The sequence below is a fragment of the Celeribacter sp. genome (genome assembly GCF_048266405.1).
Taxonomy (GTDB): Bacteria; Pseudomonadota; Alphaproteobacteria; order Rhodobacterales; family Rhodobacteraceae; genus Celeribacter.
Genome location: NZ_JBLWZO010000006.1, coordinates 29140 through 49158 on the forward strand (window position 1 = coordinate 29140; position 20019 = coordinate 49158).

The 20019-nt window shown below is 57.7% G+C and carries 18 protein-coding genes; 3 read left to right on the forward strand and 15 right to left on the reverse strand.

The features are described 5' to 3' along the window. The 4 genes from araD1 to chvE all read right to left on the reverse strand — a co-directional run bounded on the left by araD1 (position 1) and on the right by chvE (position 4915). Positions 1–996 carry an AraD1 family protein gene (araD1, locus tag ACN0TS_RS12285; protein WP_417259652.1) on the reverse strand — a complete coding sequence of 332 codons (996 nt, stop codon included), beginning with the start codon at positions 994–996 and terminating at the stop codon, positions 1–3. 3 nt (positions 997–999) lie between these two features. Beyond that, a complete protein-coding gene (gene mmsB, locus ACN0TS_RS12290) occupies positions 1000–2214 on the reverse strand; it encodes a multiple monosaccharide ABC transporter permease (protein ID WP_417259653.1) in 1215 nt (404 codons plus the stop codon). Between the two features lie 10 nt (positions 2215–2224). Then, on the reverse strand, positions 2225–3739 hold the full coding sequence (mmsA, locus tag ACN0TS_RS12295; RefSeq protein ID WP_417259654.1) for a multiple monosaccharide ABC transporter ATP-binding protein: 1515 nt from the start codon (positions 3737–3739) through the stop codon (positions 2225–2227). 123 nt (positions 3740–3862) lie between these two features. After that, entirely contained in the window at positions 3863–4915 is a 1053-nt protein-coding gene (gene chvE / locus ACN0TS_RS12300) for a multiple monosaccharide ABC transporter substrate-binding protein (RefSeq protein WP_417259655.1), read from the reverse strand. Positions 4916–5091: 176 nt separating this feature from the next. Here chvE and ACN0TS_RS12305 point away from each other — a divergent pair, with 176 nt between their 5' ends. Continuing rightward, entirely contained in the window at positions 5092–6027 is a 936-nt protein-coding gene (locus tag ACN0TS_RS12305) for a LysR family transcriptional regulator (RefSeq protein WP_417259656.1), read from the forward strand. On the opposite strand, the gene ACN0TS_RS12310 is transcribed toward ACN0TS_RS12305, so the two are convergent. Beyond that, positions 6024–8546 carry an ABC transporter permease gene (locus ACN0TS_RS12310; RefSeq protein WP_417259657.1) on the reverse strand — a complete coding sequence of 841 codons (2523 nt, stop codon included), beginning with the start codon at positions 8544–8546 and terminating at the stop codon, positions 6024–6026. The two genes, ACN0TS_RS12305 and ACN0TS_RS12310, sit on opposite strands and share 4 nt — an antisense overlap. After that, positions 8543–9229 carry an ABC transporter ATP-binding protein gene (locus tag ACN0TS_RS12315; protein ID WP_417259658.1) on the reverse strand — a complete coding sequence of 229 codons (687 nt, stop codon included), beginning with the start codon at positions 9227–9229 and terminating at the stop codon, positions 8543–8545. Before ACN0TS_RS12315 ends, ACN0TS_RS12310 begins: the two co-directional genes overlap by 4 nt. A gap of 49 nt (positions 9230–9278) precedes the next feature. Here ACN0TS_RS12315 and ACN0TS_RS12320 point away from each other — a divergent pair, with 49 nt between their 5' ends. Continuing rightward, positions 9279–9932: an arylesterase gene (locus tag ACN0TS_RS12320; RefSeq protein ID WP_417259659.1), complete on the forward strand. Its 654-nt coding sequence runs from the start codon at positions 9279–9281 to the stop codon at positions 9930–9932. Positions 9933–9938: 6 nt separating this feature from the next. Here the strand turns inward: ACN0TS_RS12320 and ccoS are convergent, their stop codons facing one another. The 8 genes from ccoS to ccoN all read right to left on the reverse strand — a co-directional run bounded on the left by ccoS (position 9939) and on the right by ccoN (position 17958). Continuing rightward, positions 9939–10100, reverse strand: a complete 162-nt coding sequence (gene ccoS / locus ACN0TS_RS12325; protein WP_417259660.1) for a cbb3-type cytochrome oxidase assembly protein CcoS — start codon at positions 10098–10100, stop codon at positions 9939–9941. Position 10101: 1 nt separating this feature from the next. Then, positions 10102–12288, reverse strand: a complete 2187-nt coding sequence (locus ACN0TS_RS12330; RefSeq protein ID WP_417259661.1) for a heavy metal translocating P-type ATPase — start codon at positions 12286–12288, stop codon at positions 10102–10104. 24 nt (positions 12289–12312) lie between these two features. Further along, positions 12313–12798: a FixH family protein gene (locus tag ACN0TS_RS12335; RefSeq protein WP_417259662.1), complete on the reverse strand. Its 486-nt coding sequence runs from the start codon at positions 12796–12798 to the stop codon at positions 12313–12315. A gap of 1 nt (position 12799) precedes the next feature. After that, a complete protein-coding gene (gene ccoG, locus ACN0TS_RS12340; RefSeq protein ID WP_417259663.1) occupies positions 12800–14233 on the reverse strand; it encodes a cytochrome c oxidase accessory protein CcoG in 1434 nt (477 codons plus the stop codon). Between the two features lie 340 nt (positions 14234–14573). Next, positions 14574–15431: a cytochrome-c oxidase, cbb3-type subunit III gene (gene ccoP, locus ACN0TS_RS12345; protein WP_417259664.1), complete on the reverse strand. Its 858-nt coding sequence runs from the start codon at positions 15429–15431 to the stop codon at positions 14574–14576. Beyond that, positions 15428–15610, reverse strand: coding sequence for a cbb3-type cytochrome oxidase subunit 3 (locus ACN0TS_RS12350; RefSeq protein ID WP_417259665.1), 183 nt, complete (start codon positions 15608–15610; stop codon positions 15428–15430). Before ACN0TS_RS12350 ends, ccoP begins: the two co-directional genes overlap by 4 nt. Positions 15611–15622: 12 nt before the next feature. Further along, positions 15623–16348: a cytochrome-c oxidase, cbb3-type subunit II gene (gene ccoO, locus ACN0TS_RS12355; RefSeq protein ID WP_417259666.1), complete on the reverse strand. Its 726-nt coding sequence runs from the start codon at positions 16346–16348 to the stop codon at positions 15623–15625. A 14-nt stretch (positions 16349–16362) separates the two neighbouring features. Then, complete coding sequence (ccoN, locus tag ACN0TS_RS12360; RefSeq protein ID WP_417259667.1) at positions 16363–17958, reverse strand: cytochrome-c oxidase, cbb3-type subunit I; 1596 nt, start codon at positions 17956–17958, stop codon at positions 16363–16365. 369 nt (positions 17959–18327) lie between these two features. On the opposite strand from ccoN, the gene ACN0TS_RS12365 reads away from it, so the two are divergent. Further along, positions 18328–19167 carry a universal stress protein gene (locus ACN0TS_RS12365; protein ID WP_417259668.1) on the forward strand — a complete coding sequence of 280 codons (840 nt, stop codon included), beginning with the start codon at positions 18328–18330 and terminating at the stop codon, positions 19165–19167. 74 nt (positions 19168–19241) lie between these two features. Here the strand turns inward: ACN0TS_RS12365 and fnrL are convergent, their stop codons facing one another. After that, a complete protein-coding gene (gene fnrL, locus ACN0TS_RS12370) occupies positions 19242–19982 on the reverse strand; it encodes a transcriptional regulator FnrL (protein ID WP_417259669.1) in 741 nt (246 codons plus the stop codon). Between the last annotated feature and the right edge of the window lie 37 nt (positions 19983–20019).

Below are 20019 nucleotides of genomic sequence, written 5' to 3' on the forward strand. Positions count from 1 at the left end.
TTATAGTGCTTTCACTTTGGTTGTGCCTGCCGCCTTAGGGGCTTGGATAAGAGGATTGCGCAGCGCCATGCCGAAATCGGGGGCTTCAATCTCGAAAATGTCGCCCTCTTTCGTGCTGATGCCATCCGCGAAGGACAGGGTCGCCGTGCCAAAGAAATGCACATGCAAATCCCCCTCTTGGCGGAAGATGTCGTACTTAAAGTGGTGATGCTCCAGATTGGCAAGGGTGTGAGACATATTGTCCTCACCCGAGACAAACGGCTTCTCCCACAACACCTCACCATCGCGGTAAATCCGTGACATGCCCTGCACATCGGCGGGCAGATCCCCGATCAGCATTTCAGGACCAATGGCGGCGGGGCGCAGTTTGGAATGCGCGAGCCACAGGTAGTTGCCGCGTTCGGTGATATGGTCGGAAAATTCATTGGACAGGGCAAAGCCCACACGGAACGGCGTGCCGTCAGGACCGTTGATGTAGATGCCCGCGATCTCGGGTTCTTCGCCCGCGTCCTCGGCGAAGGAGGGCGAGTGCAGCGGCTTGCCCGCAGCCACCGCCATCGTGCCGTTGCCCTTGTAGAACCATTCGGGCTGCGCGCCCACTTCGCCCTCGGCGGGCTTGCCAGATTCAACGCCCATCTGGAACATTTTCATCGAGTCGGTTAGCGCGGCCTCTTTGTCCGGTTTGACGTGCATCGCATTGCGCGTCGAGGCCGAACCAAGGTGGGTCAGGCCCGTGCCCGTAAGATGGCAATGCGCGGGGTCGTCGTGGTGGATCGGCAGGAGCATCCGGCCTTCGGCGTAAGCGGCCTCAAGGTCCACCGCCTCACCAAACCCATGTTCACGGATCACATCGGCAAGGGGACGTCCCGATGTCGCGGCCTCCATCGCAAGCGCATAGGACGACTCCGCGTTCTTGACCACATAGGCCTCGGAACCAGACCTGACGACGACACTCACACCGCCAGAGGCATTTTCAATTTGTGACAGAAGCATCATCCGTTATCCTTGTTTTTGTTTGTTATAGACGTCGAAAACCACAGCCATCAGCAGCACGAGGCCTTTGATCATCTGTTGATAGTCGATACCAATACCCATGATCGACATGCCGTTATTGAGCACCCCCATCAAAAACGCACCGACCACAGCGCCCACAATCGTGCCGACGCCGCCCGACATGGACGCCCCGCCGATGAACACCGCCGCAATCACGTCAAGCTCGAGTGCAAAGCCCGCTTTCGGTGTCGCCGTATTCAGGCGCGCCGCAAAGACGAGACCGGCCGCCGCGGCCAGAACGCCCATGTTCACAAAGGCGAGGAAGGTCAGCCGTTCGGTGTTGATGCCCGACAGCTTGGCTGCTTTCTCGTTGCCGCCCATCGCGTAGACGCGGCGACCGATCACGGTGTTCTCGGTGAGGAAGGCATAGATCACGGTCAACACGCCCATCGTGATCAACACGTTTGGCAGGCCACGGAAGGTCGCCAGTTTCCACATCACAAAGATCAGCGCGAAGGCCACGATGCCCGTGCGAGCCACAAAGAAGCTCTGTGGTTCGTCTTCGATCCCGTAGGCCTTGTTCGTGGCGCGCTGTTTCATCCCGCGCCAGATGACAAATGCTGCGGCGACAAATCCCATGACCAGTGCCAAGACATTGACCTGACGGACACCCGTCATCACGGCGAGGCTTTCGCCCCACGCGGCGGGGAATACATCGGGCACAAATCCGTTTGCAATCACGGTAAATTCACGCGGGAACGGGCCGACAGATTGGCCGTGCAGCAACCAAAGCGACAGACCGCGAAACACCAACATGCCCGCGAGCGTGACGATGAAGGGGGGAATGCGCCAATAGGCGACCCAATAGCCCTGCGCTCCGCCGATCACACCGCCCGCGACCAGACAGACCGCGATGGTGAGAAGCGGGTTCACATCCCAGTTCACGATCATCACCGCTGCCAATGCGCCGATAAAGCCCATGACCGAGCCGACCGACAGGTCGATATGACCGCCGACAATGATCACCAACATGCCCAGCGCCATGATGATGATGTAGGAGTTTTGCAGCAGCAGGTTGGTGATATTCACCGCCCGCAGCAACGTCCCGTTTGTGACGATCTGAAAGAACGCCATGACCCCGATCAGGGCAAATAGAAGACCGTATTCGCGCAAGTTCGCGGCGAGGTAGGCCTTGATCCCCGTGTGTTTCGTGTTGTCCATCCCTGCTCTCCTATTCGCTGACGATGAGCGACATGATGCGCTCTTGGCTCGCCTCGGCGGCGGTCAATTCACCGACCAACGCGCCCTCGTTCATGACATAAATTCGGTCGCACATGCCCAATAGCTCGGGCATCTCCGACGAGATCATAACCACGCCTTTTCCTTGGGCGGCCAGATCGTTGATGATTGTGTAAATCTCGTATTTCGCACCCACATCGATGCCGCGCGTCGGCTCGTCGAGGATCAGAACCTCAGGCTCGGTAAACAACCACTTGGCCAAGACAACCTTCTGCTGGTTGCCCCCCGACAGGTTCATCACTCTTTGGAACACCGACGGAGTGCGCGTCGCCAAGGCCTCGCGATATTTTTCCGCCGCCTTGGTCTCTTCGTTCTTGTTGAGAACGCCGCCACTGGAAACATCCTCAAGGTTGGCAAGCGTGGTGTTGAAACGGATCGTTTCCTCCAACACGAGGCCCAGAGATTTACGGTCCTCGGTCACATAGGCGAGACCCGCATCAATCGCGCGATCCACCTTGGACACATCAACAGGCGTGCCATGCAGTTTCACGGTGCCCGAAATATTGCGGCCATAGGATTTGCCAAATACTGACATGGCCAATTCGGTTCGCCCCGAGCCCATCAGGCCCGCGATGCCGACAACCTCGCCCGCGCGTACGTTGAACGAGGCGTTCTTGACCACTTGGCGGTCGCCATGTTCGGGATGCCAGACATTCCAGTCCTCGACCTCCATCAACATCTCGCCCGGTGTGCGGACATGTTCAGGATAGCGGTGCGTCATGTCGCGCCCCACCATATCCGCCACAATCTTGTCCTCGGACAGTCCTTTGGCAACATGGGCAGAGACGGTTTGGCCGTCACGGATCACCGTCACAGTGTCCGCGACATAGCGCACTTCGTTAAGTTTGTGAGAAATGATGATACAGGTCACGCCCTGCGCTTTCAGCTCCAACATCAAATCAAGAAGTTTACGGCTGTCGTTTTCCTGAAGCGCCGCCGTGGGCTCGTCCAAGATCAACAATTTCACGTCTTTCGACAGAGCCTTTGCGATCTCGACGAGTTGCTGTTTGCCGACACCTATGCTGTCCACTTTGGTGGTTGGCGTCTCGGCCAGACCGACCTTTTTCAACAACTCCTCGGTGCGCGCATTGGTTTCGTGCCAGTTAATGACACCCTTCGCCGCGCGTTCATTGCCCAAGAAAATATTCTCGGCAATTGACAACTCGGGGACCAGAGCAAGCTCTTGGTGGATGATCACGATGCCGCGGCTCTCGCTATCACTCAGCGTTTTAAAGGCGGCGACGTCGCCCTCGTAATGAATGTCGCCGTCATATGTTCCGATGGGGTAGATGCCCGACAGCACCTTCATCAACGTTGATTTTCCGGCGCCGTTTTCGCCGCAAATCGCGTGGATTTCACCCTGCTCAACCTTCAAGTTCACCTGATCGAGCGCTTTCACGCCGGGGAACTCTTTGGTGATATTTCTCATTTCCAGAAGTGTGGTCATGGTTTGCCCTTCTGCGGGGGCGCATCGCCCCTTTTCGTCGCTCCGCCCCTCAGGGGTAGAGGCACAGCCGCCCGAGCCTCTAGGGAAAACTCGGGCGGCCTCGTACTGTTCAAATCGCGTGGATTACTTGATCTGATCCATTGTGTAGTAGCCAGAGTCGATCAAACGCTCTTCCCAGTTGGACGCATCCACAGGAAGCGGCTCAAGCAGGTAGGAGGGAACAACCTTAACGCCATTGTCGTAGGTCGTGGTGTCATTGATCTGTGGCTCGGAGCCGCCAAGAACGGCGTCGACCATGCCCACGGTCACTTTTGCAAGCTCACGTGTGTCTTTGAAGATCGTGGAATACTGCTCGCCAGCAAGGATGGATTTCACGGATGGGATTTCCGCATCCTGACCCGACACGATTGGCATTTTCAAATCGCCGGAGCCGTAACCGACACCTTTAAGCGAGGACAGGATACCGATGGACAAACCGTCGTAAGGGGACAGAACGCCGTGGATCTCTTTGTCGGTGTAATGTGCGGACAAGAGGTTATCCATGCGGGCCTGTGCAACAGCACCGTCCCAACGCAATGTCCCGACTGTATCCATGCCCATCTGGCCAGACACGATGTTGATCGTGCCATCATCGATCAGCGGCTGAAGAACAGACATCGCACCATCGTAGAAGAAGTAGGCGTTGTTGTCGTCAGGGGAGCCGCCGAACAGCTCGACGTTATAAGGGCCATCGCCAAAGCGGGCTTTGAGGCCTTCAACGATTGTGGTTGCTTGCTGAACGCCAACTTTGAAGTTGTCGAACGTCGCGTAGTAGTCAACGTCGCCAGAATCGCGGATCAGGCGGTCATAGGCGATGACTTTCACGCCAGCAGCAGCGGCGTTTGCCAGAGCGTTGGACAGCGTTGTGCCATCAATCGCCGCGATCACGAGCACGTCCACACCTTTGGTAACCATGTTCTCGATCTGTGCGAGCTGGTTGGGGATGTCATCTTCTGCGTATTGAAGATCGGCCTCGTAGCCTGCGGCTTCGAGTTCTTTGACCATGTTGTCGCCATCAGCGATCCAACGTGCCGAAGACTTTGTCGGCATTGCGATCCCAACGGTGCCGTCAGCAAAAGCAGCGACAGCAAGCGTAGAGACAGCGGCGGCAAGCGCCAGTGTTTTCGTAAGTTTCATTTTTTATCCTCCCAAGACCGAAAAATCCGGTCGTCGTCAATCAGGCCGGAATCGGCCCCGACGCATGTCACGTCGCGCATGATAAAGCCTTGGCTTATTATCCCAGTCAAATTATGTATAATTATTAATTCATATCATTATGGCTATTTTATCAAGCTGAGGACGGGACTTCACCGATGAACACGCTTTTGCGCAAGGGCCTGAAAATCAATCACCTGCGTCTCGCGGCCGCTCTGCTCACCGAAGGCAAGCTGACCGATGCGGCCCATACGCTCGGCATTGCGCAACCCGCCGCCTCGCGTCTGGCGTCCGAGATCGAAGCCATCATCAACGCGCCGTTCTATCACCGTGAAGGCCGCGGGATTGCCCTCACCGCCGAGGGTCGCGCTTTGGCGATCCGCGCGGACCGTATTCTCAATGAAATCGGCGACGCGGGTCGCGAAATAGACGAGTTGCGCCGCGGATTGACGGGGACCGTAGCACTCGGGGCCGTTACGGGGCCCGCGATTGACCTTGTCCTTCCTGTGGTGCGCCATGCACGGATCGATATGCCCGATGCGCAGATCGAGATTGAAGTCGCGACCTCTGATCACCTGCGCGATATGGTCATTGATCGACGGCTGGACTTTGCCATCGGCCGCCTACCCGACGATTCCACCGCGTCCCAATTCGACTACACCCCCATCGGACCAGAACCGATGAACATTATTGCACGGCGCGATCACCCTTTGATGCGGGCCAAAACGCCGATCTCGATCGAAAGCCTGTTAAGATATGATTGGGTCATGCCGCCCTCTGGGGCCATTTTGCGGCAAACCGTCGAACGGGCGTTGCGCGACCTTGGCCACGCGCCGCCCCTGCGCGTGCTCAACACGTCTTCGTTTTTATTGACCCTCGCCGCCGTCGGCCAATCCAACGCCATTGCGCCTATTGCCTCTGCCGTAGCCCAAATCTTTAGCGCCGACGGTCAAATCCAGACCCTCGACACGAAACTAGAACTCGCCGTCGACGAATTTGGCATTCTGACACGTTCGGGCGCACATTTGACACCGACCGCCCAGCGCGTTCGCGAGCTTGTCAACGATATGGTCAAACAACACCGCGACACTTAGTCCGCGGACCGCAACACCCGCGCAGGCCGCACACGCATCGCGCGCCATGAGAACCACAGCGACGTCAGAAGCGTGAGCAAAACGCCCCCCACCACGATGACCGCCGCCGAGCCCCAAGCAAACTGGAAGTCCGACTTCATCACGAAATGGATGACAGCCCATCCCGCGAGGCCACCGGCCGCAAGTGCGACGATGGCCGCAGCAAACCCCATAAGCGCCGAGCGCAGCGCGAAACTGCGCAAGATGACTCGGCGCGTGGCGCCAAGCGTTTTGAGAATGGCCGCCTCATAGCGCCGTTTGCTTTCCCCCGCAGCCGCAGCCCCGACAAGAACGACAGCGCCCGTGATAAGCGTGGCCAGTGCACCAAGGGTTGTGGCAGCGGCGATGCCCTCAAGGACGGTGACAACCCGCCCGATAGCATCGCGCACACGGATCGTCGTGATATTGGGATAGGCCTTGGCAAGATCGCGGATCAGCGGTGCTTCGGCCTCCGGCGTGGCATAGATCGTCGCAATATGGGTGTGCGGCGCACCGCGCAACGCCGCGTCATTCATCGACAGGACAAACCCCATGCCCGCGCCAGAAAAATCAACCTCGCGGAAGGACGTGATCTCACCCGTGATCTCACGACCAAGCACATTGACCGTCATGGTATCCCCGAGTTTGAGACCCATCTCTTCGGCTTCTTCGGCGGCAAAACTGATCTGTGGCGGGCCCGCGTAATCCTCGGGCCACCACGTTCCTGCGGTGATCTTTGCGTTTTCGGGTTTGGCGGCGGAATAGGTGATCCCGCGATCCCCGCGAATGACCCAATGCGGCCCCGCGTATGTCTCGGCGTCCACGCCATTGATCTGCGTGATGATCCCGCGCAGCATCGGCGCGCTCTCAAATTTGCTCACGCCCGCGTCGCTTGTCAGGCGCTCCAACACCCCGTCGATTTGATCGGGCTGAATATCGACCACGAAATAGGAGGGCGCCACTTCGGGGAGGTCTTGCGCGATGGCATTGCGCAGGTTTGTGTCAATCTGTCCGACTGCGGAAAGAACCGTAAGCCCAAGGCCGAGCGACAAAACCACGGAGGTTGTCTCCCCCCCGGGGCCACCCACGGACGAGAGCGCGAGACGCAAACCTGTGCGCCCTTTGACAAAGCGGGCCTTCGACAGGCGACGCGCCAGACGGGCCACACCACGGGCGGACAAAACCAACAGAGCGAACGATCCTGCCACACCGACAAAGGACCAAAGCACCAAACGCGCACTGTCGGTGAACAGGGCAGCCGAGGCGACAAGCGCCACAATCATCACCGCCATGACGACTATATAACGCGGGCGCGGACGCCCACTCAGACCGAACTGCGCATCACGGTAGAGCGCGGCAGGGCGAATTTGCTCGGCGCGTGACAGCGGCCACAGCACAAAGATTGCCGCCGACAACAGACCGTAGACGCTGGCCTCAATCAGCGGGCCAAGATGCACACCGACCACAACAGGAACGGGCAGTTGCGCCTCAATCAACGGCGCGGCCAACAGCGGTGCAACAGCACCGAGGGTCAATCCAATCGCGATGGCGACCAACGTCAATATCCCGACCTGAAAGGCATAGATCATCATGATGGTCGAGCGCTCTGCCCCCAGTGTTTTCAAGGTCGCAATGACAGAGGTTTTGCGGTCTAGGTAGGCGCGCACAGCCGCCGAAACCCCGACCCCGCCGACGGCCAGACCCGCAAGGCCGACCAGAACGAGGAAAGACGACAAACGCTCGACAAACCGCGACACTCCGGGCGCACCATTACGAGCATCGCGCCATCTGAACCCGCCGTCCGCGATCTCCGCCTTGGCGCGAGCCTCATAAGCGTCAAGGTCGGTGTCCGTGGGCAAACGCAAACGATAGGCCGTCTCGAACAACGTGCCTGCGGACAAAAGAGTCGTCCCGCGCAACGCGTCCAACGCGACAATGGAACGCGGCCCGAGCGAGAAGCCCGCCGAGGCATTGTCAGGTTCGCGGGTCAGCGCAGCCATCGCCACAAACGGCTCGCCACCAATGGCAATTTCGTCGCCAACGGATAGCCCCAACCGCTCGAACAACATCGGGTCGAGCACAGCGCCCGCAACGCCGCCTTGCCCCGCAAGCGCCTGAGCGATTGGCATGTCGGGGGTCAAGGTCACAGCGCCGATCAAGGGATAGGCATCATCCACCGCCTTCACCTGTGTCAATGCCCGCTCGTCACCGATTGTCACCATAGACCGGAAATCAGCGACTTCGGAGACAGCATCGGCATTGGCCTCCATCCATGCGCGTTCCTGATCGGTCGCGAAGCGATAGGTAAACTCCAATTCCGCCTGACCGCCAAGTAACGCCGCACCTTCGCGGTCCAGACCCTGCGCAATGCTCTCGCGCACGGATGTGACCCCCGCAATCGCAGCCACCCCAAGAGCCAGACAGGCAATGAGAACCCAGAACCCTTTGATCCCTGCGCGCAATTCACGCCGCGCGATGGTCCACGCCAGTTTTATGTTCACGCGACAGCCTCCGCAGGTTCCAGATGCCCGTCACGCAAACGGATCACCCGATCACACCGCGCCGCCAGTTCGGGCGCGTGTGTCACCATGACGAGCGTTGATCCGTGGCGGTCACGCAAACCGAAGAGCAGGTCGATAATCGCCTCCCCTGTTGTGCCGTCGAGATTGCCCGTTGGCTCATCGGCCAAGAGGATTTCGGGACGCGGAGCCGCCGCGCGGGCCAAAGCCACACGTTGTTGCTCACCGCCCGACATTTGCGACGGGTAGTGATCCATCCGCGAGGTCAGCCCAACCGCCTCCAATTCCGCCCGCGCCCGCTCGAACGCATCCGCGACCCCCGCCAGTTCCAGAGGCGTCGCGACGTTTTCAAGCGCAGTCATTGTCGGAATGAGGTGGAAGGATTGGAACACAACCCCCATATGATCTCTACGGAACCGCGCCAGTTGATCCTCGTCCATCGACGTGAGGTTGTGGCCAAGCACCGAAACGAGGCCGCCCGTGGCCTGTTCCAACCCGCCGAGCAACATAAGGAGCGACGATTTGCCAGACCCAGACGGCCCGATCAGCCCAACGGTTTCCCCGCGCATGACATCGAGCGAGATGTCGTGCAATATCTCCACGCGGCCCGCATTGCCGTCGAGGGTTAGATTTGCGCTCGACAGAGAAATAATGGCGTCACTCATGGGGGGTATCCTTTTGGTCTTTCACTTTGGATATGGGGTTTTATCCGGCATGAGCAAGCGATTGTCGGCGGTTTTCCTTTCTATCGCCCTAATGGTCGCAACTCCACTTGCCGCTCAGGAGACCAATGTGCGCATTGCCGCCCTTGGTGACAGCCTGACCCAAGGCTACGGATTATTGGCCCACGAAGGGTTCACAGCACAGTTGCAAGATTGGCTTGACGCGCAAGGCATCGCCGCCACCATCGTCAACGCGGGCGTATCTGGTGACACGACATCGGGCGGGTTGTCCCGCGTGGATTGGACCCTAACCGACGACATCAACGCGATGATCGTGGCACTTGGAGGCAATGACGTGCTGCGCGGCATCCCGCCCGAACTCGCCCGTTCCAACCTCGACGCGATTATGGCAGCGGGGGCGGCAAAGGGCGTGCCTATGATGATCGTCGGCATCTCGGTGCCAAGCAATTACGGCCAAGATTACAAAACGGCTTTCGAGACGATCTATCCCGATCTGGCCGAAAAATATGACGCGCTTTACTTCGAGAGTTTTCTCAAACCGCTCACCGATTTGGGCGACATGAGCGAGACGATCACAACCCATATCCAAGCGGACGGGATTCATCCCAATGCGCAGGGCGTGTCGGTGATCGTGGAGGCTATGGGGCCAATGGTCGCCGAACTGGCGACACGCGCAACACCATAGGCGGCGTCAGTCTTCGCGCGGGTGATCGTCGTAGTCGGTGGTCAGAATGCGGTTGGCGTCCCCTTCAGGATCATCGAACTGATGCGAACGGATCGACCAAAAGAAGGCCGCGAGCCCTATCCCGCCAAGAAAGATCGAAACGGGAATAAGATAGACAAGCACGTTCATATCAATTGACCTTTTTGCGCGCCCGCAGGCGCAACGCATTGAGCGACACAGTAATGGACGAGAACGACATCGCCAAGGCCGCCGCGAGCGGTGTCGCAAATCCCGCAAGCGCCAATGGCACAGCGATCATGTTATAGCCTGCTGCGATTGCGAAGTTTTCCTTGATCCGGCGCGTGGCCGATTTGGCAACCTGAGCCGCCTCGCCCAAGGGGGCAAGCGAATTGCCCAGCAGCACGATGTCGGACACCACGCGGGTGGCCTCCAGAGCCGATGCAGGCGAGATCGAAACATGTGCGCTCGCCAGTGCGGCCGTGTCATTGAGGCCGTCCCCGACCATCAGAACCTTGCGTCCCAAGCGGGTCAGATTACCCACGCGTTGCGCTTTGCTTTCGGGAAGGCACTCGGCCTCCCATGCGTCGATACCGATCCGTTCGGCAATCTCGGCCACAGCGGCGGGCGCGTCACCTGAGAGCAAGATAACCTCTTTGCCCTGCGCTTTGAGTGCTTCGACGGCCTGTGCCGCGCCATCACGCAGGTGATCGACAAAGGCAAAGGCCACCGCTGCGCCGTCACCCACTTTGAGATAGGTCGCTGTCTGCGGCAGGGGCTCGGCCCCGATCCACGTCGCACGACCTAGACGGACAAGTTTGCCATCAAAGCGTGCCTCAACCCCATGACCCGGAATTTCAGTAATGGCCTCAAGTTTCGCGGGGATCACATCCGCCTTGCGACAGGCTTCATAAATCGCCGCTGACAAAGGATGCGCAGAGCCAGAGGCAAGCGCCATTGCAATACCGCGGGCGCGGGGTTCGATCTGTGCAAGGTTCGACAGTTCGGGACGCCCTTCGGTCAGCGTGCCCGTTTTGTCGAAGACCACAGTGTCGACCTCGGCCAGACGTTCGATTGCGGTTGCCGATTTGATCAACATACCCGCCCGAAACAAACGCCCCGAGGCTGCGGTCGTCACGGCAGGCACGGCCAACCCGAGGGCACAGGGACAGGTGATGATCAGAACGGCGACAGCGATATTGAGCGAATGACGCACATCACCCGTTGCCCATACCCAACCGACAAAAGCCACAAAGGCGAGGATATGAACAAGCGGGGCATAGACCTGTGCGGCGCGATCCGCGAGCGAGGTATAGCGGTTGCGCGATGTCTCGGCCATCGCCACGAGATCGGCCATGCGGTGCAAAGAACTCTCCGACCCTGCCGCCGTTACGCGCACATTCAACACACCTGTCAGGTTCACTTCGCCCGCGCTGACCACCGTGTCGGGCCCAACAGCAACGGGAAGGCTTTCCCCCGTCAAAAGCGAGCGGTCCAATTCGGAGGCGCCTTCGGTCACTATCCCGTCTACGGGGACACGTGCGCCAGGAACAACGCGGACCAGATCCCCTGCTTTGATCTCGGAAATAGGCCGCACGGTCCCGTCGACCAAGGTGGCACGGGGGACTTCAAGAGCCGCGAGTTCTTCAGCTGCGGAGCGTGCTACAGAGCGCGTGCGATAGTCGAGGTAGCGCCCCGCCAACAAGAAAAAGGTCAGCGAGAGGGCTGCATCGAAATAAGCATGTTCGCCCGACAAAGCCGTTTCATAGACCGACATGCCCGCGGCAAGAATGATCGCCAGTGAAATTGGCACATCCATATTGAGCCGCCGCACCCGAAGCGCCGACCATGCGGATTTGAAAAACGGTTGGGCCGCATAAACAATCGCGGGCAAGGCAATGGTCGCGGAAATCCAGTGGAACATATCGCGGGTCGCATCGGTTGCCCCCGACCACACCGCCACGGATAGCAACATGACGTTCATCATGGCGAAGCCTGACACTGCAATACGGGTCAGAATGGCGCGGCCTTTTTTGTCTGTTTGGGTTGCGGAAATCGCATCGGCATCCAACTCATAAGCCTCGTAGCCGATCCCTTCGAGAACCTTGATCATATCATCGGGCGTCACGGACTCGTCCGCCTCGATCAAGGCGCGTTTGAGCGTGAGATTCACCCGCGCACTATGAACCGCATCGACTTTGTTCAATGCACGTTCCACAGCCGAGATGCAGGCCGCACAATGCGCGGTCGGCAAGGACAACACGATACGAGCCTCTTTCACGTCAAACGCCCCCGCAGCATCTTCTGCGGCAGGAGCGGCGAGACACGCCGGACAGGCTGAAATCTGGACTTCGGACATCGCGCGTTTTCCGATCAGGCGTGTTTAATGTTTGACGTAAAAGACGATCCGCTGTTTGAAATGCGATCCATCTTTGGCTGTCGCAACCATGCGGTAGTTCCAGTTGCCTTCTTCGAGTTTGCCCGTTTCGGCAACATAGGCTTTCCCGTCGAAAACAAACTCTGGCGTCTGGTCATCGACCACAGAGGTGGGGCGGCCGATGGTGCCGCTGATGCTTTCCACCTCGACGGGCGCACCCGTCTCATCGGTGATGGCGACACGGAAAATGTCCCCCTCCGCTTTCGTCTCGACTGTCCACCCAAGCGCCAGTTGCTCGGCCTTGTCTGTGTCGAAATGCTGGGAGGCGACGTAGGAGTTTTTCACCTCTAGCCCGGGAAAGGTCCGCACAGCACTAACCGCCATAAAGATATTCACACCGATGATGAGGCCGAAAGCCCCGACCATCATCGCCAAGACATGTTTGCCCTTGAGTTCGAACTCTTTCTTTTCGCCTGATTTTTCCTCAGCCATCTTATTGCCCCCGACCATTGAACACCGTCGCGGTATGCGCACGATCATTGTTGGAGATATCTGTTACCCAGATGGTGATGTCACTACGGTCGCTCGTTGCAGGAACGGATTTCGCTTCCGCTGTGATGTAGACACGTTGGATTTTCATCTCATCCGCAGGCACAACCACCACTTGGTTTTCGGCACCCTCGACCTGAACCGACAAGGACGGATCACCCGTGACAGAGATTTTGAAGGGGCGATCATCGCCGTGTTTGTTGCGCAAGCGCACATTGTAGATATTGCGGATCGAGCCGTCGGATTGCACCACGAATGTCGGGTTGCGCTCTGGAGCCACCGTCATGTCGATGTCGGGGCGGATAAACAAGGCCACCACAAGCCCGATGCCGACACCCGCCCACAGGACGGTGTAGAGAATGGTGCGCGGGCGGAAGATGTGTTTCCAAATCGATTTAACTTCCTGACCCGACATTTCACGCGCTTCATCGGTCAGGGCCATGTAGTCGATCAACCCACGAGGCTTGCCGATTTTGTCCATGATCTCGTCGCAGGCGTCGATGCAAAGGGCACAGGTGATGCACTCAAGCTGCTGACCGTCGCGGATGTCGATCCCCACGGGACACACGTTCACACAGGCCATGCAGTCGATACAATCGCCCATTTCCACATTGCTATCCGCTTGTTTACGAGCCTTGCCGCGCGGCTCGCCACGCCAATGGCGATAGCCGACCACAATGGTGTCCTCGTCCATCATGGCCGCCTGAATGCGTGGCCACGGGCAGGCGTAGATACAAATCTGTTCGCGGGCGAACCCGCCGAAGAAGAAAGTGGTGAGTGTGAGAATGATCACGGTGCCATAGGCCAAAGGATGCGCCTGTCCCGTAAACAGGTCGACCAAAAGTGTTGGAGCATCTGTAAAGTAGAACACCCATGCGCCGCCCGTTGCCGCGCCGATCACGAGCCACAAGAACCATTTGGTCAGGCGCAAACGCAGCTTGCGGAAATCCATCTTCTTTTGACGGTGAAGGCGCAGGCGCGCATTGCGATCGCCCTCGACCCAACGCTCTACAAGGATGAAAAGATCGGTCCAAACTGTCTGAGGACAGGCATAGCCACACCAGACACGCCCTGCCGCCGAGGTAAAGAGAAACAGCCCCAAACCCGCCATGATCAACAGACCCGCGATGAAGTAGAATTCATGCGGCCAGATCTCGATCCAGAAGAAGAAAAAACGACGGTTCGCAAGGTCAATCAACACCGCCTGATCCGGCAGGTTCGGACCACGATCAAACCGAATCCACGGCGTGAGGTAATATATCCCCAAAGTGACAGCCATGATGATCCATTTCAGCGAGCGGAATGGACCTTTCACACGGCGTGGGAACACCGGCTCGCGGGCTTCGTAAAGTTTTGGGGCGTCGTCTGTAGAGCTCATGGGAGCAGGCCTTTGCACTATTCGCGTTAGCTACCTTAATGGTGGCGGTGGCGCTATGAAGCCTTGATGTGGATCAAGATTTTCCTACGCCTCACCAAACATGCATTAATTAAATATGTTTTTCACGCGGCATTCTGTCTCGCTTCCACATTTGGCCAATAGAAACGACGTTTGTCGCGCATGAAGATTCGCACCACAATTGCACCCTATCACAAAAAAACACCGCAGCTTGTGGGCTGCGGTGTTTTGAATTTTGTCGGCACCGACCCTTAAGAAACGCGCGAACAGGATCATGGGCCGGTGCCTCAACTCGGGCGTTGCCGCCCGAATTCCGAATGGATTATTCGCCACCGCCCAAGTTGTGGACGTAGAGGGCAGCCGCTTTGACTTCAGCCTCGGAGAGACGCAGGCCCCAAGCAGGCATGACGCCATAGCGCGCATTGTAGACTGTCTCGTGGACATCCTCACGCGAACCGCCATAAAGCCAGATCGCATCCGTCAGGTTTGGCGCACCTTGGTAGATGTCCCCTGTGCCATCTTCAGCGTGACAAGCCGCACAGTTCTCTTCAAAAACCACGGCGCCTTCAGCAGCGAGAGCCGCATCATGCTCTTGGTCAGAGATCGAAAGAACATATTCGACGACCTGTGCAATTTGCTCGTCTTCGAGCAACTCGTCAGCGCCGAACTTTGGCATCTCGGAGTAGCGAGAATCGTCAGTCTCGTTGCGAACGCCGTGTTGGATCGTATAGGCGATCTCATCTACGGTGCCGCCCCAAAGCCAGTCGTTGTCGAGCAGGTTTGGATAGCCTTTGTTACCCGCAGCCCCGGAGCCGTGACACTGGGAACAGTTGGCACGGAACACAGCAGCGCCCGCGTTCACACCGTAGTTGTGAACATCAGACCCAACAGCTACTTCCGTGACATCAGCCGCCGCAAGTTCGGCTTCCACCGCCGCGTTCATTTCCTCGAAAGAGGCGATTTTCTCGGCAACCTCTGCGCGGGTCGAATACCCGAGAAGGCCTGCTGTGGCGTGCTTGGCGAGTGGCCATGCAGGGTAGGCAATCGAATACCCGATTGCCCAGATGATGCACAGGTAGAAGGTCCACAACCACCACCGGGGGAGAGGGTTGTTATATTCTTCGATGCCATCCCAAGAGTGGCCCGTCGTATTGACCTGATTTTTGTCTTTTTTACTCATCTCCGAGCCTCCTCAGATGTGGCCGGTTTATCTTCATTGCGAAAAATGGAGTTGGCGACGTCCCGGTGCTCTTTGTTACTGCCTGGGCGGATCGCCCAGACAATAACGGCAACGAAGAAAACAAACATCAGCAACAGTACCCAACTGTCCGCAAACTCACGCAGGATATGATAGTCCATATCACGCACTCCTTAGCGCGATGCGTCTGGCGTGAAGGTCGAGAAGTCAACCAACGTACCGAGCATCTGCATGTAGGCAATCAAAGCATCCATTTCTGTAATGCCGTCCTGCCCGTCGAAATTGCTGACCACCGCACCGGGGTAGCGTTCCACGAGAGCATCATAGTCACTGTCGGGGTCGGCTTGAGCGAGGAAATCCTCGTCTGCGGCTTCGATCATCTCGTCGGTGTAGGGAACCCCGACCATGCGGTGCGTTTTCATGAGATCCTGAACATACTCAGGCTCGATGTAACGATCCGCAAGGAAGCCATATTTCGGCATAACCGACTCAGGAACCACGGATTGCGGGTTTGTCAGGTGATCAACATGCCACGCATCGGAGTAACGACCGCCCACACGCGCAAGGTCAGGACCAGTCCGCTTTGAGCCCCATTGGAACGGGTGGTCATATTTCGACTCCGCTGCCAGTGAGTAGTGGCCATAACGCTCCACCTCGTCGCGCATCGGGCGGATCATCTGCGAGTGGCAGACATAGCAGCCTTCGCGCACGTAGATTTCGCGCCCCGTCAGTTCGAGCGGCGAGTAAGGCCGCATCCCATCCACATCCTCGATCGTGTTTTCGAGGTAGAAGAGAGGCGCGATTTCCACGATGCCACCGACGGTCACCACCAAGAGGGAGAAGACCAACAACAGGGTCGCATTGGTTTCGAGGATCTTGTGTTTATCAAGAAGTGCCATTTGCATCAGCCCCCTTATTCTGCCGGAGCCATGACCGCATCGTCAGCCACAGCAGGCGAACGACGAACGGTCATGATGAGGTTGTAGCACATGATAAGTGCGCCAGTGAGGTAGAGAACGCCACCCAGAGAACGAACCACATACATTGGGTGTTTCGCAGAAACCGTGTCAGCGAAAGCGTTCACGAGGAACCCTTGGCTGTCGACTTCGCGCCACATCAGGCCTTCCATAATACCCGTCACCCACATGGACGCCGCGTAGAGGACGATACCGATAGTAGCGAGCCAGAAGTGCCAAGACACGAGACCCAAGGAATAGAGACGTTCACGGTTCCACAGTTTAGGAACGAGGAAGTAGAGCGCACCAAAGGTGATCATACCGTTCCAACCAAGGGCACCGGAGTGTACGTGACCAATGGTCCAGTCGGTGTAGTGCGACAAGGAGTTCACAGCGCGGATCGACATCATCGGACCTTCAAAGGTCGACATGCCGTAGAAACCGACCGAAATCACCATCATGCGGATAATCGGATCGGTGCGCAGTTTGTCCCATGCGCCCGAGAGCGTCATCAGACCGTTGATCATACCGCCCCATGAGGGCATCCAGAGCACGACAGAGAACACCATGCCGAGCGTCGAGGCCCAGTCAGGCAGAGCTGTGTAGTGCAGGTGGTGTGGACCTGCCCAGATGTAGAGGAAGATCAGAGCCCAGAAGTGGATGATCGACAGCTTGTAGGAGAACACCGGACGACCGGCTTGCTTGGGCACGAAGTAGTACATCATGCCAAGGAAGCCTGCGGTCAGGAAGAAGCCCACAGCGTTGTGGCCGTACCACCACTGCGTCATCGCGTCCTGAACACCCGACATCACCATAACAGAGCGCGAGCCGAGGAACGAGACAGGAATAACGAGGTTGTTGACGATGTGCAGCATCGCGATGGTCACGATGAAGGAGAGGTAGAACCAGTTGGCCACGTAGATGTGCTTTTCCTTGCGGGTCATAAGCGTCCCGAGGAAAACAAGAAGATAGGCGACCCACACGATGGTCAGCCACAGATCGACGTACCATTCAGGCTCGGCGTATTCTTTGGACTGGGTCACACCCATGACATAGCCCGTCGCCGCCAAAACGATAAACAGGTTATAGCCCCAGAACACGAACCACGCGAGGTTCCCGCCCCAAAGACGAACAGCGGAGGTACGCTGTACGACATAGAATGAGGTTGCGATCAGTGCGTTCCCACCGAAAGCGAAAATCACAGCCGAGGTGTGCAGCGGACGCAGACGCCCGAAGTTACCATGCCCTTGCAGGAACTCGAAGTTGAGCCCCGGATAGGCGAGTTGGAATGCGATGAACGTTCCCATCAGGAAGCCCACGACACCCCAGAAGGCCGTGACGATAACACCGTAGCGCACAACGCCGTCAAGATAGCCAGTCGTGGCCGGTTTGACGTCACCCATCGTGCGCAAGGAGTAGATGAATGTCATGGCCCCAGCGGCCATGAAAATGAGCGCATGCACTTGATATGCAAAATCGCGCCCGTAGTTTGCGGCCAACCCTGCGAGAACCACAAAGAGTCCCAGAGCTGCCAGCTTAAAATAGTTCCACATGTTGCGTCCCTTCGTTCTGCACCTCTTTTTCGAGGCATAGTCTCAATCCTGCTCGGACACAGGTATCGACATTGTGCGGTTTGAACGACAACCCCGCTCTCAACCTTGATCTGAGTCAAAGCTGTTGAACTTAAAGGGCTAGGCGTCGTCGGGCCGACAGTTTTGCAATCGACATGCGCTTGGACCGCAGCCCGCTCGCAGGTCAAGTTTGACACAGAATGCAATTCGAAAACAGTTCCAGAATCCTCCGTAGCGGCAAAACACCGCGCTTTTTCGCCGCTGTGCAAAAGGTGTTGATCCTGATCAAAGCCACCGCGCCGGTTTGCCGCCACACTCCACGCATAGAGAAACAAAATTCAGGAGGCATCCATGCCCTTCAAGACTGTAACGACGGTCGTGTGCTCGATGGAGGCTGACAGCCATGCGCTTGATGCCGCTGTAAATCTGGCACGACGCGAAGACGCCCATCTCGAAGTCCTCTGCCTTGGTTTGGACCGCACGCAACCCGGATTCTATTATGCGGGAACAAATGCTCTCGCGTTGCAGGACAACCTTCAACAAGCCCAAGCAGAGAGCAAATCCATTGACGATGCCGTCAAGGATCGCTTGTCCGCCGAAGATATCGCGTGGTCCTCGAACCCGATCACCGCGCAAATGGCAGGCCTCACGCCGCAACTCGCACATTTCCTGCGGTTCTCCGATATCGTGGTTCTCCCTCGCCCCTATGGTGCGGGCCGCGGCCATGAACATGAAGAAATCCTAGAAGCAGCCCTGTTTTCGGGTCACGTCCCTGTGCTTGTCATTCCCGATGAGGCCACTTTGCCCGAAACCATCCAACGGGTTGTCGTAGCATGGAACGAAAGTGCCGAGGCGCTTGGCACCATCCGTGCGGCCCTGCCGATTCTGCAAAAGGCCGACTTGGTGGACATCACCGTCGTCGATCCGCCGCGCCACGGCCCAGATCGCTCCGATCCAGGTGGATCGCTGTGTCAGATGCTTGTCCGTCATGGCGTCCGCGCAGAAGTATCGGTGTTGGCAAAAACCATGCCGCGCGTCTCTGATGTTCTGATGCGGCAACTGACCGACAAGGACGCCGATATGTTGGTGATGGGGGCCTATGGCCACTCGCGCTTCCGCGAATCCATTTTGGGCGGCGCAACACGGCATATGCTTGAACTGGCCGAAGTGCCCGTTCTCATGTCACACTAACGGCGCGCACCAATCCGAAAACAAAAAGCGCACCCGAAACGGTGCGCTTTTTGTTCCGAGAGCATGATCTGGCGTCAGATCATCAAGCCGCCATCCGCATCATCGCCTGTTTCCATCTGAAGCCGATCAAAATCGGGAATCACAACGCGGCGCTTTCCTTCAAGCTGAATAACACCCTCGCGTTTGAGTGCCGAAACCTGACGGGACACCGTTTCCAATGTCAGGCCGAGATAATCTGCCATCGACTCACGTGTCAAAGGCAGCTCGAATGTCATGCCGTTTTCGGTCGACTTGAGTTCCAAAGACGACTCGCGGCGGGCAAGAATTGCCAGAAGAGATGCAATTTTTTCGCGGGCGGTTTTACGACCCAGAATGAGCATCCATTCGCGGGCAGCATCCAGTTCGTCGAGCGTCATTTCCAACAGGCGCTGACTGATGTGGGGCGTGGCCGCCATCATGGTCTCGAACGGTTTGCGACGGAAGCAACACAGCGTGAGATTCGACACAGCCACAACATCATAGGGCGCAGCCTCCCGACCTGGACGGCCCAAGAAGTCAGAGGGCAGCAAAAGGCCGACCATTTGCGTACGCCCGTCTTCCATCGCTTGAGACAACGACGCGACACCCGTGACGACGGAAGCCACAAAGTCCATGCGGTCCCCCGACCAGACAATTGGCTGACCCGCCTCGTAGGAGCGGTAATATTTAATGGCATCAAGCTCTTCGAGCTCATCGGCCTCACACCGCGCACAAACGGCGCGATGCTTGATAGGACACGTCCCACAGTCTTTGTGGTCGAAAACAACATCGGTCATGAATTGTGCGCTCAAAGTTCGAGTTTTTTGATTCTTG

Bases quoted from the DNA above. Each gene is read 5' to 3' on its own strand.
- araD1 (WP_417259652.1), bottom strand. From the start codon at position 996: ATGATGCTTCTGTCACAAATTGAAAATGCCTCTGGCGGTGTGAGTGTC.
- mmsB (WP_417259653.1), bottom strand. From the start codon at position 2,214: ATGGACAACACGAAACACACGGGGATCAAGGCCTACCTCGCCGCGAAC.
- mmsA (WP_417259654.1), bottom strand. From the start codon at position 3,739: ATGACCACACTTCTGGAAATGAGAAATATCACCAAAGAGTTCCCCGGC.
- chvE (WP_417259655.1), bottom strand. From the start codon at position 4,915: ATGAAACTTACGAAAACACTGGCGCTTGCCGCCGCTGTCTCTACGCTT.
- ACN0TS_RS12305 (WP_417259656.1), top strand. From the start codon at position 5,092: ATGAACACGCTTTTGCGCAAGGGCCTGAAAATCAATCACCTGCGTCTC.
- ACN0TS_RS12315 (WP_417259658.1), bottom strand. From the start codon at position 9,229: ATGAGTGACGCCATTATTTCTCTGTCGAGCGCAAATCTAACCCTCGAC.
- ACN0TS_RS12320 (WP_417259659.1), top strand. From the start codon at position 9,279: ATGAGCAAGCGATTGTCGGCGGTTTTCCTTTCTATCGCCCTAATGGTC.
- ccoS (WP_417259660.1), bottom strand. From the start codon at position 10,100: ATGAACGTGCTTGTCTATCTTATTCCCGTTTCGATCTTTCTTGGCGGG.
- ACN0TS_RS12330 (WP_417259661.1), bottom strand. From the start codon at position 12,288: ATGTCCGAAGTCCAGATTTCAGCCTGTCCGGCGTGTCTCGCCGCTCCT.
- ACN0TS_RS12335 (WP_417259662.1), bottom strand. From the start codon at position 12,798: ATGGCTGAGGAAAAATCAGGCGAAAAGAAAGAGTTCGAACTCAAGGGC.
- ccoG (WP_417259663.1), bottom strand. From the start codon at position 14,233: ATGAGCTCTACAGACGACGCCCCAAAACTTTACGAAGCCCGCGAGCCG.
- ccoP (WP_417259664.1), bottom strand. From the start codon at position 15,431: ATGAGTAAAAAAGACAAAAATCAGGTCAATACGACGGGCCACTCTTGG.
- ACN0TS_RS12350 (WP_417259665.1), bottom strand. From the start codon at position 15,610: ATGGACTATCATATCCTGCGTGAGTTTGCGGACAGTTGGGTACTGTTG.
- ccoO (WP_417259666.1), bottom strand. From the start codon at position 16,348: ATGGCACTTCTTGATAAACACAAGATCCTCGAAACCAATGCGACCCTG.
- ccoN (WP_417259667.1), bottom strand. From the start codon at position 17,958: ATGTGGAACTATTTTAAGCTGGCAGCTCTGGGACTCTTTGTGGTTCTC.
- ACN0TS_RS12365 (WP_417259668.1), top strand. From the start codon at position 18,328: ATGCCCTTCAAGACTGTAACGACGGTCGTGTGCTCGATGGAGGCTGAC.
- fnrL (WP_417259669.1), bottom strand. From the start codon at position 19,982: ATGACCGATGTTGTTTTCGACCACAAAGACTGTGGGACGTGTCCTATC.